The organism is Roseiarcus sp. (genome assembly GCF_052145395.1).
Lineage (GTDB): Bacteria > Pseudomonadota > Alphaproteobacteria > Rhizobiales > Beijerinckiaceae > Roseiarcus.
This window is the reverse complement of sequence record NZ_JBKQOT010000492.1, coordinates 1-15,673: the sequence shown is the minus strand read 5'-3', so window position 1 is coordinate 15,673 and position 15,673 is coordinate 1. Positions and strand designations below refer to the sequence as shown.

The 15,673-nt window shown below is 65.6% G+C and carries 13 protein-coding genes and 2 pseudogenes; 4 read left to right on the top strand and 11 right to left on the bottom strand.

Annotated features, from left to right (window positions below; all coding sequences use genetic code 11):
• Positions 1-294, top strand: a pseudogene (locus ACLP25_RS16835) (protocatechuate 3,4-dioxygenase); the annotation flags it as partial.
• 139 nt (positions 295-433) lie between these two features.
• Positions 434-1,393, top strand: a complete 960-nt coding sequence (locus ACLP25_RS16830; protein WP_442470331.1) for a Gfo/Idh/MocA family oxidoreductase — start codon at positions 434-436, stop codon at positions 1,391-1,393.
• Between the two features lie 65 nt (positions 1,394-1,458).
• Here the strand turns inward: ACLP25_RS16830 and ACLP25_RS16825 are convergent, their stop codons facing one another.
• The 7 genes from ACLP25_RS16825 to htpG form a co-directional block, all read right to left on the bottom strand.
• Complete coding sequence (locus ACLP25_RS16825) at positions 1,459-2,661, bottom strand: pyridoxal phosphate-dependent aminotransferase (RefSeq protein ID WP_442470330.1); 1,203 nt, start codon at positions 2,659-2,661, stop codon at positions 1,459-1,461.
• 85 nt (positions 2,662-2,746) lie between these two features.
• Positions 2,747-3,721, bottom strand: coding sequence for an NAD(+) diphosphatase (nudC, locus tag ACLP25_RS16820; protein WP_442470329.1), 975 nt, complete (start codon positions 3,719-3,721; stop codon positions 2,747-2,749).
• Positions 3,722-3,743: 22 nt separating this feature from the next.
• Positions 3,744-4,163 carry a lysozyme inhibitor LprI family protein gene (locus ACLP25_RS16815; protein WP_442470328.1) on the bottom strand — a complete coding sequence of 140 codons (420 nt, stop codon included), beginning with the start codon at positions 4,161-4,163 and terminating at the stop codon, positions 3,744-3,746.
• A gap of 25 nt (positions 4,164-4,188) precedes the next feature.
• Positions 4,189-5,352, bottom strand: coding sequence for a pyridoxal phosphate-dependent aminotransferase (locus ACLP25_RS16810; protein WP_442470332.1), 1,164 nt, complete (start codon positions 5,350-5,352; stop codon positions 4,189-4,191).
• 327 nt (positions 5,353-5,679) lie between these two features.
• Positions 5,680-6,873, bottom strand: a complete 1,194-nt coding sequence (locus ACLP25_RS16805; protein ID WP_442470327.1) for a hypothetical protein — start codon at positions 6,871-6,873, stop codon at positions 5,680-5,682.
• 121 nt (positions 6,874-6,994) lie between these two features.
• Complete coding sequence (locus ACLP25_RS16800; protein ID WP_442470326.1) at positions 6,995-7,186, bottom strand: hypothetical protein; 192 nt, start codon at positions 7,184-7,186, stop codon at positions 6,995-6,997.
• A gap of 106 nt (positions 7,187-7,292) precedes the next feature.
• Complete coding sequence (gene htpG / locus ACLP25_RS16795; protein ID WP_442470325.1) at positions 7,293-9,212, bottom strand: molecular chaperone HtpG; 1,920 nt, start codon at positions 9,210-9,212, stop codon at positions 7,293-7,295.
• A 188-nt stretch (positions 9,213-9,400) separates the two neighbouring features.
• Here htpG and ACLP25_RS16790 point away from each other — a divergent pair, with 188 nt between their 5' ends.
• Positions 9,401-9,985 (top strand): alpha-ketoglutarate-dependent dioxygenase AlkB, encoded by a 585-nt coding sequence (locus ACLP25_RS16790; RefSeq protein WP_442470324.1) that lies wholly within the window; start codon positions 9,401-9,403, stop codon positions 9,983-9,985.
• A gap of 54 nt (positions 9,986-10,039) precedes the next feature.
• Here ACLP25_RS16790 and ACLP25_RS16785 read toward each other — a convergent pair whose 3' ends face one another.
• From ACLP25_RS16785 to purL, 3 genes are read right to left on the bottom strand one after another with little or no spacing between them, the layout of a single operon-like run.
• Positions 10,040-10,270: a BolA/IbaG family iron-sulfur metabolism protein gene (locus ACLP25_RS16785; protein WP_442470323.1), complete on the bottom strand. Its 231-nt coding sequence runs from the start codon at positions 10,268-10,270 to the stop codon at positions 10,040-10,042.
• Complete coding sequence (locus tag ACLP25_RS16780; protein WP_442470322.1) at positions 10,251-10,490, bottom strand: hypothetical protein; 240 nt, start codon at positions 10,488-10,490, stop codon at positions 10,251-10,253. The genes ACLP25_RS16785 and ACLP25_RS16780 overlap by 20 nt, the downstream gene beginning before the upstream one ends.
• A complete protein-coding gene (gene purL / locus ACLP25_RS16775; RefSeq protein WP_442470321.1) occupies positions 10,487-12,700 on the bottom strand; it encodes a phosphoribosylformylglycinamidine synthase subunit PurL in 2,214 nt (737 codons plus the stop codon). Before purL ends, ACLP25_RS16780 begins: the two co-directional genes overlap by 4 nt.
• Positions 12,701-13,085: 385 nt before the next feature.
• On the opposite strand from purL, the pseudogene ACLP25_RS16770 reads away from it, so the two are divergent.
• Positions 13,086-13,211: pseudogene (locus ACLP25_RS16770) on the top strand (SAM domain-containing protein); the annotation flags it as partial.
• Positions 13,212-13,312: 101 nt separating this feature from the next.
• Here ACLP25_RS16770 and ACLP25_RS16765 read toward each other — a convergent pair.
• Positions 13,313-15,208: a TIR domain-containing protein gene (locus ACLP25_RS16765; protein WP_442470320.1), complete on the bottom strand. Its 1,896-nt coding sequence runs from the start codon at positions 15,206-15,208 to the stop codon at positions 13,313-13,315.
• Positions 15,209-15,673: the final 465 nt, after the last annotated feature.

Here is a 15,673-nt window from a genome sequence, read left to right as displayed (position 1 = left end):
GGCGGCATGAGCCATCAGCTTCAGGGTCCCCGCGCCGGCCTGATCAACAAGGAGTGGGACAACGCGTTCCTCGACCGGCTGATCGCCGACCCCAAGGGACTCGCCCGGATGCCGAACATCGAATACGTCCGTGAGGCGGGCTCGGAAGGCATCGAGCTTGTGATGTGGCTCATCGCGCGCGGCGCGATGGCCGACGTCGCCGGCGGACCACCGCCCAAGGTTGCGCACCGCTTCTATCACGTGCCGGCGTCGAACACCGCCGTCGGCCATCTCATTCTGGAAAACGCCGCCTAACCGGATTTACGCACCCTGTTTCAGTGATGCAGTTCACCACCACGCACACGAAGGACACAAGGGCTCTTTGTGGTCCTTGGCGCCCTTCGTGGTGAACGTTTGGGGCAGCCTGGTTCCTATAGATATCCAGGAGTAAATGATGACATCGTCGATCAAAGTTGCGCTCGCGGGGGCCGGCGCCTTCGGCCTCAAGCATCTCGACGGCATCAAGCTGATCGACGGGGTGGAGGTGATTTCGCTGGTCGGGCGCGAGCTCGACAAGACCCACGAGGCGGCCAAGAAGTACGGCGTCGGCCACGCGACGACGGAGCTTTCCGAGACGCTGAAGGTCCCCGGCCTCGACGCCGTGATCCTGGCGACGCCGACTCAGATGCACGCCGCCCAGGCGATCCAGTGCCTCGAGGCCGGCAAGCACGTCCAGGTCGAGATCCCCCTCGCCGACAGCCTCAAGGACGCCGAGGCGGTCGTGGCGATGCAGAAGACAACGGGTCTTGTGGCCATGGCCGGCCATACCCGGCGGTTCAATCCGAGCCACCAGTTCGTGCACAAGCGTATTCTGGCCGACGCGTTCCATATCCAGCAGATGGACGTGCAGACCTACTTCTTCCGCCGCACCAACATGAACGCGCTCGGTGAGCCGCGCTCGTGGACAGACCACCTGCTCTGGCACCATGCGGCCCACACGGTCGACCTCTTCGCCTATCAGGCCCGCTCGCCGATCGTGACGGCGAACGCGGTTCAAGGGCCGATCCATGCGAACCTCGGCATCGCCATGGACATGAGCATCCAGCTGAAATGCGCGAACGGCGCTATCTGCACGCTGTCGCTGTCGTTCAACAACGACGGACCGCTCGGCACCTTCTTCCGCTACATCGGCGACAGCGCGACCTACATCGCCCGCTACGACGACCTCTTCACCGGCAAGGACGAGAAGATCGATGTGAGCAAGGTCGACGTGTCGATGAACGGCATCGAGCTGCAGGACCGCGAATTCTTCGCCGCCATCCGCGAAGGCCGCGAGCCCAACGCCAGCGTTGAGCAGGTGCTGCCCTGCTATCAGGTGCTGGGCGCAATCGAGAAGCAGCTTGCGGCGGGGTGAGCGAGGGGGGGATCTGTAGGGCGCGGTCGATGTCCGCGCCAGGCACGCAGAGCGCCCCTACACCCTCACCTCAGCTCGGCGGTAAGCTTCTGGATCTTCTTGCAGGCGTTCTCGAGCTGGCTGAGCGAGGTCGCGTAGGAGACGCGGAAGTTCGGGCCGGCGCCGAAGGCCGAACCGTGCACCACCGCGACGCCCGTCTCCTCGAGAAGCTCGGTGACGAAGTCCTCGTCCGTTCCGATCACATGGCCCGACGGCGCCGTCTTGCCGATCGCTTCGGCGACCGACGGATAGACGTAGAACGCGCCCTCCGGCTTCGGGCATGTGATGTACTTCGCCTGGTTCAGCATCGAGACGACAAGGTCGCGCCGCTCCTCGAACGCTCGTCGCCGGACGGGGATGAAGTCCTGCGGGCCGGTCAGCGCCTCGACCGACGCCCACTGCGCGATCGTGCATGCGCCGGAGGTCTGCTGGCCCTGGACCATGTCCATTGCCTTGATCAGCTCCGCCGGGCCGGCGGCGTAGCCGATGCGCCATCCGGTCATCGCGTAGGCCTTCGACACGCCGTTCATGGTCAGCGCGCGTGGCTGCAGGCTCGGCTCAATCTGCACTGGCGTCGTAAAGACGAAGTCGCCGTAGACGAGGTGCTCGTACATGTCGTCCGACAGCACCCAGACGTGCGGATGGCGGACCAGCACGTCGGTCAGGGCCTTGAGTTCGTCGCGGGGGTAGGCGGCGCCCGACGGGTTCGACGGCGAGTTGAGGATGAGCCACTTGGTGCGCGGCGTGATCGCCTTCTCGAGCGCCTCGGGCTTCAGCTTGTAGCCGTCCTCGAGCCGGGTCGGCACGATCACCGGCTCGCCGCCGTTGAGGAGCACCATGTCCGGATAGCTCACCCAGAAGGGCGCCGGGATGACGACCTCGTCCCCCTTGTTCATCGTGACGAGGAAGGCGTTGTAGAGGATTTGCTTGCCGCCCGTGCCGACGATCACGTCGGACGCTTTATAGTCGAGCCCGTTTTCGCGCTTGAATTTCTGCGCAATCGCCTCGCGCAAGGGTGGGATGCCGAGCACTGGCGGATACTTGGTCTCGCCGCGCTTGATGGCGGCGATCGCCGCCTCCTTGATGTTGTCCGGCGTGTCGAAATCCGGCTCGCCGACCGAAAGCGAGATCACGTCGCGGCCCGTGGCTTTCAGGTCGCGCGCCTTCTGCGTGACCACCATGGTCGCGGAGGGCTTGACGCGGCTGAGGGCGTCCGACAGGAAGGCCATGGAACCTTATTCCTTTGCTCTATTGGAGAAAATGCGCGCGGCAGCATAGGGGGGCGAGGCAGCCGTCGCAACCCGCTTGGCCGCGTCAGGCGTCGTCGCCGGCAGCCCAGGCTTTGACCAAGTGGTGCGCGATCGCCATTGGGATCGGCGCCGAAAGCCGGTCCGGGTGGCGCTTTTCCAGCATCGCGCGGACCTCGTCGCGCGAGAACCAGCGGGCGTCCTCGAGTTCGACCTTATCGACAGTGACCGTCCGGCTCTCGGCCTCGGCGAAGCAGCCGATCATCAGCGACGACGGGAACGGCCACGGCTGCGAGGCGAAATAGCGCACGTCGCCGCAGACGATCCCGGCCTCCTCCATGATTTCGCGCCGAACGGCCTGCTCGATCGTCTCGCCCGGCTCAAGATAGCCGGCGAGCGCCGAGTACATGCCCCTGGGGAACCGCGGCTGGCGCCCGAGCAGACAGGAATCGCCGTCGACCGCCAGCATGATCACGACCGGATCGGTGCGGGGAAAGTGATTCATGCCGCAGTTCGGGCATTCGCGTCGCCAGCCGCCCGCGCCGACCTGCGTTCGGGCGCCGCAATTCGAGCAGAAGCTCCGCCGCGCGTGCCAGGCGAGCAGCGCCTTGGCCGCGGCGAGGATGCTGGCTTCCGGCGCAGGAACCAGACCGCCGGCCGCGATCGAGCGCAGATCGACCATCTTGAGATCGTCCCGGCCGGGCAGGACCAGAACGCGTCGGTCGAGGAATCCGTCGCTTGAGTCCGACTGCTCGACAACCGCCTCGTCGTCGAGCAGCGCGGCGAAGACGGGCGCGCCGCCCGGCAGGAGCCCGAGCAGCGCTTCCACGCGGACGCCCCCGAGTTTCGCCGCCTCGGCGAGCGGCATGAGCGGCTCGAGGCCCGCCGCGGTCTTGCTGAGGACCGGCATGTCGCGGGCGACCACGACGACCTTCGCGTCGTCCCGCGCGCGCAGGGCCGCGACGGCTGCGGGGTCCTCGCGCATGGTGGATGCGCGGTCGAGCGGATCGAACGCGTAGCCAAGCCCTTCGAGCGCCCTCATGAGTGTCCTTTCCGCAACGCGCTCATGGATAGCGCGCCTTGAGGCTGTCGATCCGCGCCGCGTCGGCGTCGATGATGCATCCGAGCCTCGGATCACCCCCCTTCGCCGTCATGCCGGCTTCGAACGGCGCGACGTCCTGGCATTCCGAATCGCGCCAGCCGACCCACAGCGATTGCGACTCGCTGAGCGAGCGGCGCCAGCGCGCCTTCTGCGACGACATCAGTCCCTGGCGCGTGTCGATCGCCTTCAGCGCCGCATCCACCGCCGCGTGAAGATCGCGATCGGCCTTGTCGGCGGCGGCGCGCAGGCAGTCGGCGAGGTCGCGCGCGCCGAGCTTGGCCGTGTCGCAGGCCGCCTGTGAAGGCCGCGGCGCGTCAGCGGCCGCGGGCGTCGCGGCGGCGCCAAGCACAGTCAAGACGGCCGCAAGAAGAGCAAAACGCATAATCCAATAGTCCCCTAAACGATCTTTATCCGCTCGCATTGGCCGAAGCAGGGCGGCCGAGGAAGTCGGCCATTCGTATGAGCGCGCGTTCGATAGCCTCCAGCGAATTGGCGTAGGAGAGGCGCAGATAGCCTTCGCCGTAAACGCCGAAATCTGGGCCGCCGATCGTCGCCACGCCCGCCTCCTCCAGCAAGGCGGACGCCAACGGCTTCGCCTTCCAGCCGGTGCGGCCGATATTGGGAAAGGCGTAAAAAGCGCCCTTCGGCGTGACGGCGCTGACGCCGGGAAGGCGATTCAGGCCCTCGACGACCGCCCGGCGCCTGCGGTCGAACTCCGCCCGCATCGCCTCGACCGAATCCTGCGGACCTCCAAGCGCCGCAATCCCCGCAAATTGCGCCGCAGAGTTGACGCAGGAATAGGAATTGACCGCGAGCTTGCGCGCGACCTCGCGCCACGGCTTCGGCCACACCGAGAAGCCCAGCCGCCAGCCGGTCATCGCGTAGGTCTTGGACCAGCCGTCGAGCAGGATCAGGCGCTCGCGGAGCTCGGGATAGGCCATGAGCGAGCGGTGGGCGGCGCGATCATAGGTGAGCTGGCCGTAGATCTCGTCCGAGAGGATGGCGATGTTCGGATGAGCCGCGAGGCCGGCCACGAGCCGGTCGATCTCCTCTCGCGGCGTCACCCCTCCGGTCGGATTTGCGGGCGAATTGAGAATGAGAAGCCGGGTCTTTGGCGTGAGAAGGCTCAGCGTCTCCTCGGCCGAGAAGGCGAAGCCGTTTTCCTCGCGCATCGGGACCGGCACGGGGGTCGCGCCGGTAAACTCGATCATCGAACGGTAGATCGGGAAGCCCGGGTCGGGATAGACGATCTCCGTTCCCTCGGCGCCGAACATCAGGATCGCCATATACATGGCGACCTTGCCGCCCGGGGTGATCAGCACGAGGTCCGGCGAGACCTCGACGCCGAGCCGGCGGGCGAGGTCTTCCGACACCGCCTCGCGCAAAGTCGCGATCCCGGTCGCGTCGGTGTAGCCGTGCTCGCCGTCGCGGAGCGCCTTGACGGCGGCCTCGACGATATGCGGCGGAGTTTTGAAGTCCGGCTGCCCGATGCCGAGATTGATGATGTCCCGGCCCTGCCGCTGCAGCTCCGCAGCCTTCGCGAGCACGGCGAAGGCGTTTTCGTCGCCCATGCGCGCGAATGCGGGATTGATGGCGACGGTCACGGATCGCGCCTCCGGGGAAAGGCGACCCTTTTGGCAAAGGCGGAGCGCGCGGGCAAGGGCTTCGCAGCGCCGACGTTTGCCGGCCGCTATGATTTCGTTCGGTTCAAAAGGTTCAGCAAACTGAGGCGAACCTCGGGCTGGTTATGGTAGCCCAGCCTGTCGGCGAAGCGTCGAATGCGTTCGCTGGCGGCCGACACACCCATCAAGGCGTTTACAAAATCTCGCGACAATTCGGGGCGCCAGCTGCCCTGAAGCTCAGCGTAAATGAATTCGAGGGCGTTCCGCGCGTCTGGATTATCGCGTCCGAACAGATTGTCGAGAAGCCAGGCGAGCGAGACAAACCAGTAAGGCGCGGCTATGCGCGTCCGCCCAGGAGCCTTTTTCGTCTCCCGCGCTGGTGAAATCGATGGCAACAGTGTCGTACACGACCGGCTGCTCTCCCTCGGTCCAATCGTCAGGCCATGTCTGGATCTTGTTCGGCCAACCGACGCTGAAATCAATTGCTCCGAGATATCCAGGCGCTGGCGCGTCTCTGTAATCGACAAAGTTAAATCCGGACCAATCGACCAATTCGCCGTTCCGGACGACTACTCGGCTGTCGGATCGGGCGGACGGGAAGATCACGCCGTTTGCACCCAGCTTTCGGAGCCACAGGCCAACAATCTCCGCGGCGCCGCGGCCTCCGCCGATCGACGGGCATAGCAAGGACGGGAGAAGGTTCCCTAAAGATTCAACCGTCGGCTTGAATGGGAACGCGGCGAAACCGGTTCGCGTGGGCGTTTTGTCGGGGTCGTAGCCATCCGGGCGATATCCAGAAACGTGGAACCCCTGTCTGGAATTTTCGAGTGCGTTAGGCGAGGTTGGGTCAGGCAGAAAGTCTCGCCAATCCAGCGATGACAGGGCGGAGGCAAACCAGTCCGCGGTCCGCGGCGTCCGAAGATCGACGACCCGGTCGATCTCCAGTTCGACGATTCGCATCGGCAAGACGACATAGAGGGGCTTTGCCTCGACTGAGAATCTGGCCGCGAAAGGATGGGGCCTGTCGCCGATCGGCGGGCACAGGAGCAGCAGATCGCGGAGCGGTACGGCCCGCAGAGCAAGCGGAATACTGCCGCGATGCTCGGGCAGCGTGGGATCGATGATCGTGACGAGGCCAGCCTCTAGCGGATTGTGATAGGTCGACAATTCCCGGACGAGAACGCCCTCATCATTCCCGTCCGCAGTCTTGCAAAGGGTGAAGTATCTGCCGCGGCCGAGGGTCAGGTCGCCGGCGAACCGCCTTGGTACGGAGGTGTCCGCGTCGCGGGCGACGCCAAGGCGGCCAAAGCGTTTGTCCCACAAGGCGGCCCCGCGACGGACGTGGTCCTCGCTCGGCGCCCCGGTAAAACCCGACGCGGCCATCGCCGCCCGACCGTCGTCAGCCAGATCGTCCAGACTGATCTGCTTGAGCACAAGCTTACAGGTGGAGAAAGCGTCAGGGGGCGTCATGGACCGACTGGCTTCAGGCCGTCAACCACCAACCTATCACGCGAGACCAGCGGGCGGCAACGGCTCGGGCCGACCAGAAGGGCTCTGCGAGCGCGCAATGGTTCGAGCCGCCGAACGGGCGCTATCCGCCGAGCGCCTCACGCTCCTTCAGGAGCGCGGCGAGCGCCTCCTCCTGCTCCGCGATGCGGTCCGCAGCGCGGCCCTCGTCTCCGGCCCCAGATAATGCGGCGGCCTGCTCGGTGAGCGCCCTGATGTTGCCGCGGATCGCGGCGATCCGCTGGTCGAGGTCTTGAAGCGATGCGGCGTCCGCCATGGAGAATCCTCTTGGTTGGCAAGTTCGTTGGCAACAGATGGCCAGAGCGAGAGACTCGCGAGGGCCGGGTCGTTCACCCGGCCCTGCGGGGTCGTCCTCAATCAACTCACCCGAGCGCCTTTTCCAGCACGCGCCTCAAGCGCGCCGCGAAGGCCGGCGGGTCTTCGACCTGGCCGCCCTCGAGCATGCGCGCCTCGTCGAGGATGAGGTGCGCCGAATCCTCGATCAGCGGCTTGTCCTTGCCGTCCTTCAGCCGGCCGGCGAGCGAGAGGGTCAGCGGATGGGTCGGGTTCACCTCCAGGATGGGCTTTGCGCGTTCGCTGAGGCGCCCGTGCGCAGCCAGCATCTTTTCCAGCTGCCGATCGGGGCCGAAGTCGGGGGCGATGAGGCAGGCGACGCTGTCGGTGAGGCGATCGGAGGCGCGCACCTCGGCGACCTCGTTCTCGAGCGACTGCTTGATGAAGGCGATGAGGGTCGCGACGTCGCCCGAGGCTTCGGCCGGCGCCGTCGCGCCCTCGACGAGCGCGATCGCCTTGATGTCGGTCGCGCCCTGGCTCACCGACTTGAACGGCTTGCCGTCGAAGCCCGCGGCGGTCGAGACCCAGAAGGCGTCGACCGGATCGGAGAGCAGCAAAACTTCCACGCCGCGTGCGCGAAACCCTTCGAGTTGCGGGCTCGCGGCGAGACGCTTCCCATCGTCGCCGGTGAGGTAATAGATCGCGGTCTGGTTCTCGCGAAGGCCCGCGACGTAATCGGCGAGCGTGCGGCCGCCGTCGGGATGGCTCGTCGTCGCAAAGCGGGCGATCTTGAACAGGCCGTCGCGCCGCTCCGGGTCCTCGTACAGGCCCTCCTTGAGGACGGCGCCGAAGTGCTCCCAGACCTTGGCGAATTTTTCCGGCTCGCTCTCGGCGAGCTTGCCGAGTTCTTGCACCACGCGGTTGGTCACGCCCTTGCGGATCGCGGCGAAGACCTCGCTCTTCTGGATCAGCTCGCGCGAGACATTGAGCGGCAGGTCGGCGCTGTCGACGACGAGGCGGACGAAGCGCAGCCAGCCGGGCAGGATGTCGGCGTCTTCGGTGATCAGCACGCGGCGGACATAGAGCTTGTTGCGCCCTTTGCGCGACGGATCGAACAGGTCGAACGGCCGCGAGCCGGGAATGAAGGCGAGCACGGTATATTCGTGCCGCCCCTCGGCGCGCCAGTGAAGCGTCAGAGCCGGCTCGTCGAACTGGCCTGCGAGGCCGCGGTAGAACTCGACGTAGTCCTCGGGCTTGACGTCGGACTTGGGCTTCGCCCAGATCGCCGAGCCGTCGGCGACCCGCTTCGGCTCCTCGCCCGGCTTGCCGACAAAATCGACCGGAACGGCGACCGCGCCGGAATGCTCGCGGATGATTCGCTCGACCCGCCACGTATCGAGGAACTCCTGCGACTCGGCGTTGAGATGCAGGACGACCCGCGTGCCGCGCGCCGGCGCCTCGTCGAGCGCGAGCGCGAGCGCGAGCGGGGCGATTGTGAACGAACCCTTGCCGTCCGACGACCAGCGCCAGGCTTCGCCAAGGCCCGCCCGGCGCGTCTCGACCACGACCTCGTCGGCGACCATGAAGGCCGAATAGAAGCCGATGCCGAACTGGCCGATGAGGGCCTGCGCCTCGCTCTTGGCGTCTTCCGCCGCGAGCTTGTCGAGGAAGGCCTTGGTGCCGGAGCGGGCGATGGTGCCCAGGCCCGCGGTCAGGTCTTCGCGGGTCATGCCGACCCCGTTATCGGAAACGGTGAGGGTTTTTGCGTCCTTGTCGAGCGCGACCGTAATCGCGAAGGGCGCGCCGTCGGCGATCAGCTCGGGCTTCGCCAGCGCCTCGTAGCGCAGCTTCTCGCAGGCGTCGGCGGCGTTGGAGACGAGCTCGCGGACAAAAATCTCCCGGTCGGAATAGACCGAGTGAACCATGAGGTGCAGCAGGCGCGAAACGTCGGCTTCGAAGCTCTGCGTCGTCGCAGCCTCGTTGATCGGGGTCTTGGCGTCGGCGGTCAAGTTTCAACCTCGCTTTAGGACTGAAGGAATTGGGCCGGCCGGCAGTCGCAGCGGCCGGCCCCGATATCGTCGGCTTGTCGCCCGGATTCAAGCCCGCTTCGGGCCGCGTTTGCGCCAACCCGGCGCAATTCTCATGGGGACATTGAAAGCCGGCGCGAAGGCGCCACATGCGGGGTCGTCGAGACGCCATGACCGACCAACCGAGCCTCATCGACATCGAGCCGCCCGCCCTGCCGGAGGGTTTCTGTTACGAGCCCGATTTCCTCGATCGCGAGGAAGAGCGCGCGCTTGTGACCGCCATTAAAGGGTTGCCGTTCAAGCCCTTCGAATTCCATGGTTTTGAAGGCAAGCGGCGGGTGGTGTCTTTCGGCTGGCGCTACGATTTCAAGGAGGCGAAGCTCCGCGAGGCGCCGCCCATCCCGGATTTCCTCCATGCCGCGGGCGCAAAGGCCGCGCGCTTCGCCGAACTTCATGCGCACGCCCTCGAGCAGCTTCTGGTGACGGAATATCACCCCGGCGCGCCGATCGGCTGGCACATTGACCGCCCGATCTTCGCCGACGTGATCGGCGTTTCGCTCCTCGCCTCCTGCACGTTCCGCTTCCGCAGAAAATCGGGCGGCGCATGGGCGCGAGCCTCGCTCATGCTCGAGCCGGGCTCGGTCTACCTCTTGCGGGGTCCGGCCCGGACGGCGTGGGAGCACAGCATCCCGCCCGTCGAGAAGCTCCGCTACTCGCTGACGTTCCGCACGTTTAGGAAAAAGGCGCGGCCGTGAGCGCCTCACTGGGGCCAAAACCGCCTCGCCGGACGGCTTGGCCGTCCGGCACCGTCAGCTCTCCGCTGTCGTCAGCGCCAGCGCGTGCAGGTCTCCGCCCATCTTGCCCTTGAGGGCGGCGTAGACCATCTGGTGCTGCTTCACCTTGCTCACGCCCTTGAAGGCGGCCGAGACGACGCTCGCGGCGTAGTGCTCGCCGTCGCCGGCGAGGTCCTTCACCTCGACGCGCGCGTCGGGGAACGCTGCCCTTATCATCGTCTCAATCTCAACGCGGGACATGGCCATGATTGCGATTCTCCTTGATCTGCAGCGCTTCTTCCGCCTCGCGCGCCTCGGCCTCGAGCCGGGCGACGACGTCTTCGGCGGGCTCGGCGGCCGCGATGGTGACGCCGTGCGTCAACAAGATCATGCATTCGCCCGGCTCGCTCGAATTGACGGCAAGGACGTGGTCCGGGCGGATGTACGAGAAGCCGCTGCGGGTCTTGACCACCAGGAACGGAATCATGCCCCTTCTCCCTTCGAAGGCGCCATCATCTCCGGGAGCCAACTTTCGTAGGTCTTGAGGAGCGCGGCAAGTGGGATCGGCGCCGAGCCGCCGAGTTTCAACGCGTCGCCGCCGGTCACGCCAATGCGAAGGACCGGGACTCCGGCGCGCTCCGCCTCCCCGATCACGGCGCCCGTCGTCTCCGGCGCCGTGGTCGCGACGTAGCGGCCCTGGTCCTCGCCGAAAAACACGGCGTGCTCCGGCCCGTCGAGCGCAACCGTCGCCCCGACGCCGCCCGCGATCACCATCTCCGCGAGCGCCACGGCGAGGCCGCCGTCCGACAGGTCCTGGACGCCGGTCACGCGTCCGGCCGCGATCAGGCCCGCGACGAATTCGCCGTTCCGCCGCTCGTCGGCGAGGTCGACCGGCGGCGGCGCGCCCTCGTCGCGGCCGGCCGCGACCGCGAGCCACGCGGAGCGGCCGAGCCACCCGGGAGCGCCGCCGATCAAGAGAATGTCGTGGCCCGCGCCCTTGAACGAGGGCGAGGCGGTCTTCGTCACGTCGGAGATAAGGCCGACCCCCCCGATCGCCGGGGTCGGCGGAATGCCCGCGCCCATCGTCTCGTTGTAGAGCGACACGTTGCCCGACACGATCGGGAATTCGAGCGCCTTGGCCGCGTCGGCGATGCCGGTGATGCAGCCGACAAGCTGCCCCATCGCGTGCGGCTTCTCCGGGTTGCCGAAGTTGAGATTGTCGGTCAGCGCCAGCGGCTTGGCGCCAACGGCGACGAGGTTGCGCCACGCCTCCGCCACCGCCTGCTTGGCTCCCTCGCGTGGGTCCGCCTCGCAATAGCGCTCGGTGCAGTCGGTCGTGAGCGCCAGCCCCTTCGGCCCGTCGCCGAGCCGGATGACCGCCGCGCCGCCGTCCGGCCCCTGCACCGTGTTGCCGAGGATGAGCGAATCGTACTGCTCCGTGATCCACCGCTTGGAGCAGAGGTTCGGCGAGCCGAGGAGCTTGATCAGCGCCGCGTCGGTCGCGAGCGGGGCCACGACCGCGGCGGAGTCGATCACGGGCGAAGGCGTCGTCGGGGCCCATGGCCGGTCGTAGAGCGGCGCCTCGTCGCCGAGCTCCTTGATCGGCAGGTCGGCCTTGACCCGCCCCCCATGCTTGATGACGAAGCGCTTGGTGTCGGTGGTCTTGCCGATGACGGCGAAGTCGAGCCCCCATTTGCGGAAGATGTCCTGGGCCTGTGCTTCGAGCTCGGGCTTCAGCACCATCAGCATGCGCTCCTGGCTTTCGGAGAGCATCATCTCGTAGGCGGTCATGCCGGTCTCGCGGCAGGGGACCTTGTCAAGGTCGAGTTCGACCCCGAGGTTGCCCTTCGCCCCCATCTCGACCGCCGACGAGGTCAGGCCCGCGGCGCCCATGTCCTGGATCGCGACGACGGCGCCCGACGCCATGAGCTCGAGGCAGGCCTCGAGCAGGAGCTTTTCGGCGAAAGGATCCCCGACCTGCACGGTCGGTCGCTTCTCCTCGGCATCCGCCTCGAAGGCGGCCGAGGCCATGGTCGCGCCGTGGATGCCGTCCCGGCCCGTCTTCGAGCCGAGATAGACGATCGGGTTCCCGACGCCCGTCGCGGCGGAATAGAAAAGCCCATCAACCCGCGCCACGCCGACCGCCATGGCGTTGACCAGAATGTTGCCGTCGTAGCGGCTGTCGAAGCCGACCGACCCGCCGACCGTCGGCACGCCGAAGGAGTTGCCGTAGCCGCCGATGCCGGCCACCACGCCCGCAACGAGATGCCGGGTCTTGGGATGCTCGGGCGCGCCGAAGCGCAGGAAGTTGAGGCTGGCGACAGGGCGCGCGCCCATGGTGAAGACGTCGCGCAAGATGCCGCCGACTCCGGTGGCGGCGCCCTGATAGGGCTCGATGTAGGAGGGGTGGTTGTGCGATTCCATCTTGAAGACGCAGGCCTCGCCGTCGCCGATGTCGATCACGCCCGCGTTCTCGCCCGGCCCCTGGATCACCCACGGCGCTTTGGTCGGCAGGCCCCTGAGGTGCAAGCGCGAGGATTTGTAGGAGCAGTGCTCGTTCCACATCGCCGAGACGATGCCGAGCTCGGTGAAGGTCGGCGTGCGGCCGATCAGCGCGACAAAGCCGGCATACTCGTCGGCCTTGAGCCCATGCGCGATCGCCAGCGCCTCGTCGACTTTCGGTTCGTCAGCGCTCAATGTTGCGTCTCTCTCAATCCGGGATTCCGCCCCGCCAATAGCCCCGGGCGGCGGGGATCACAAGCTTTCCGCCGGAGAGCGAAGACAGTGGGCCGCTGCAAGGCGCCCAAGGCGCTCGCACAGTCATGTCGCAAGGGAGGCGAATTCCGGTCACTGGTGGTCTGTTGGCCAATGGGGAGATTGCGCAAATACCGGACGCTCCCCGACGGTGTGGCGAACGGGTCAAATCGACCCTGAGCGGGCCTTGAAGATCGTTCCCACGAACGGGCGGTAAGCGCGAGGAAGCGGTCTTTGGGCTAAGGCGTCGGTTGCGCTAGGAACCGCCGTTCGCTCATCGCCCCTTTGCGAGGCAGGCGTAGCCCCGCTGCTGGACAACTGACAAGCCATGTGGAGCGCGGCCATGGACGTTGGCGAGTGGCTGAAGGGGATCGGCCTCGGCCAATACGAAGCGACCTTCCGCGCGCACGATATCGACGTCGACCCTTTGCCGGACGTAACCGAAGCGGACCTTGAGAAGATCGGCGGTTTTTTTCGCGCTCCCCAACCTTCCAGCTCAGTTGTCCGCGGTCGACGAGCGTCACGCGGACCCCGCGCCAAAGCCCGACTACCTCTTTACTTTAGGTCACCAGCCACTGTCTCCTTTGAAGGCGAGCGCAGATGCGCCCTCACGCCCTCGTCGCCCATTTGGCCGGCCCTCTCGCGCCAAGCGCGCGCTTCAGCGGGATCCGGCGGCGCGCAGAAGCCATTCTCGAAGAAAGCGCCGACTTTGAGGGTCGAGCCGACGCGATATGGGTCGAACTCCGCTTTCATGTCGTCTCCAGCCGCCCGCGCATACCAAATCAATGCCCTCCCTCTGTCAGGCGCGATTCCGCGCCCCGCTTCAGAAAGCGCAGCGAGGTTGAACATGCCCTCCGCGTCTTTATTCTTGGCGGCTTTTTCATACCATTTGATCGCCTCGGCGACGTTCTGTTCGACCCCGCGTCCAGCCTCGTAAATGGAGCCGAGCTTGAGCATAGCGGCCGTGTGCCCGGCGATGGCGGCCTTTTCGTACCAGCAGCGCGCCTCGGCGGCGTTTGCGGCGTTCCCGTTCCTCTCGCGGTCATCGTAGAGTCGGCCAAGATTATACAAGGCGTCGGGAACCGGACCGGAATGGGCGCTGCTTCGAGTCGGTTCCGCAAGTGACGTGCAGGTCTCGTGTTCAGGGACGCTGGCGGCCTTTCTGAACCATTCGCTCGCCTTTTGGCGGTCTTGCACGTCCTCTTGGCCGTCATAGTGGCCATCATAGTAGAGCCTGCCCAGGTTGTTCATGGCGTTCTGGTCACCCTTGTCGGCGGCTTTCTTGTACCAGTTATACGCCTCAAGATAATCCTGCGCGATGCCCTGTTCTTTACCTTCTCCGCTTTCGTAGATCGAGCCGAGATTGTCCATGGCTTCTGTATCGCCCAGAAAGGCGGCCCATCGGAAAGCCCGGACCGCCTCGGAGTAATTGCGACTGATCCCCCAGCCGTTGCGATAGCCGACCCCGACCCAGCGCATGGATGCGACGTTGAAATACTCGGCCTCACTGAACATTCCTAGAGCGCTGGCTTGCGCTTGTTCGTCCATCTTAAAACGAACTTGGCCGATGATATCTTGGGCGTGTCCCAGGGTCTTGTAGAAGAAATACGCGAAGCCAATCGTGGCCACGAGAGCAAAACACAACACGACAGCTATAACGGTCCTCACCCGCTCCATCTTCGCGCGTTTCTTGACCTCTTCCTCTTTCTGCTTAACCGCTTCTTCCTTCTGCTTAACCGCCGCCTCCTTCTCGCCCACCATCTCCTCGCGCTCTTTGATTTGTTGGCGCTCGGCGTTCTTTTTCGCCTTGTCCTCTTCGTCGCTCGCCTGGATGAATTCGCGCTGCAAGTCCGTGAGACCGGGCGCGTTGCGTGGCTGCTGGACGGCCCAATCCTTCGCCGCGGCGACGTCGTCGTCAGACAGCAACTTGTTCTTCTTCCGTGCGCTCCGCTCCCACTCGGTTGCTCTCTGAAGGTAGCGCGTGTGCTCGTGCAGCCAGTCAAGATCCGTGTTTAGAGCGTCGACCAGCCTCTTGAGGCCTTTGCCCCACCCGGACTGCTCTTGTGCTGGCTCGTCATGGAAAAAGACGTAGTTGATCGTGTCGAGACCCTCGGGCGGCTTGACGCCGACAAGCTCGCGCGAGCCGACGGGGACGACAGGAAGGATCCGCTTCTTCAGTTCCTTGGCTTGCTCATACTCGCGCAGGCACTCGAGCGAACGCGCCGATGCCGCGGTCAGCACGAAAACGACACTGTCGGAAACTCGAATCATTGCAGCAAGGCGTATTCTCCAATCCTCGCCGGGCGAAATCGCGCGCTGATCGCGGAGGCAGGTAAACCCGCACGCAAGCAGCGCCGTATCCAGCTGATCAGCGAAGTCTAGGTTTTCGCGACTGTAGGAGATGAAGACGCTGGGCTTTGGAAGATTTGCGCCAACACCGTATTCGGCCATCGGTATCGCTCCTCGCCTCTCAGAGCGGCGCGCTGTCGAAGACACATACGTTCCGTGTCGATGAGCAAGGCCTGACGACCTCACAAATTACAGCGCGCGCGCGAACCGCCTCCCTGATGCAAGACTTGAGTTGACGCTATTCGCACGAACCGAAAAGATTAACTGTGATTGCTGTCACACAACTCGCCATGCGCCGACAACTCACAGTTGCGCGGACGCGTTGGCAAGGAAAGACACCGATTACTGCGAGCAAGCGAAGTCGCAGCGCTCGGTAGTCACGCAGGAAGCCGATGGGATAAGGCCAGCCAGTAGCCTGGCCGCGATGATGGCTATATCGCGGACTCCGGTCGTTCCCGAGGCGGCCGTTGTAGGGGCGCTCTCCGCCCAATTGAGGCGTCCAGGGCCGCTGTCAGCTACGTCCGCTAAACGTCGACAGCGGTCCGTCGGCGCTGCGTCCTTCGGCTC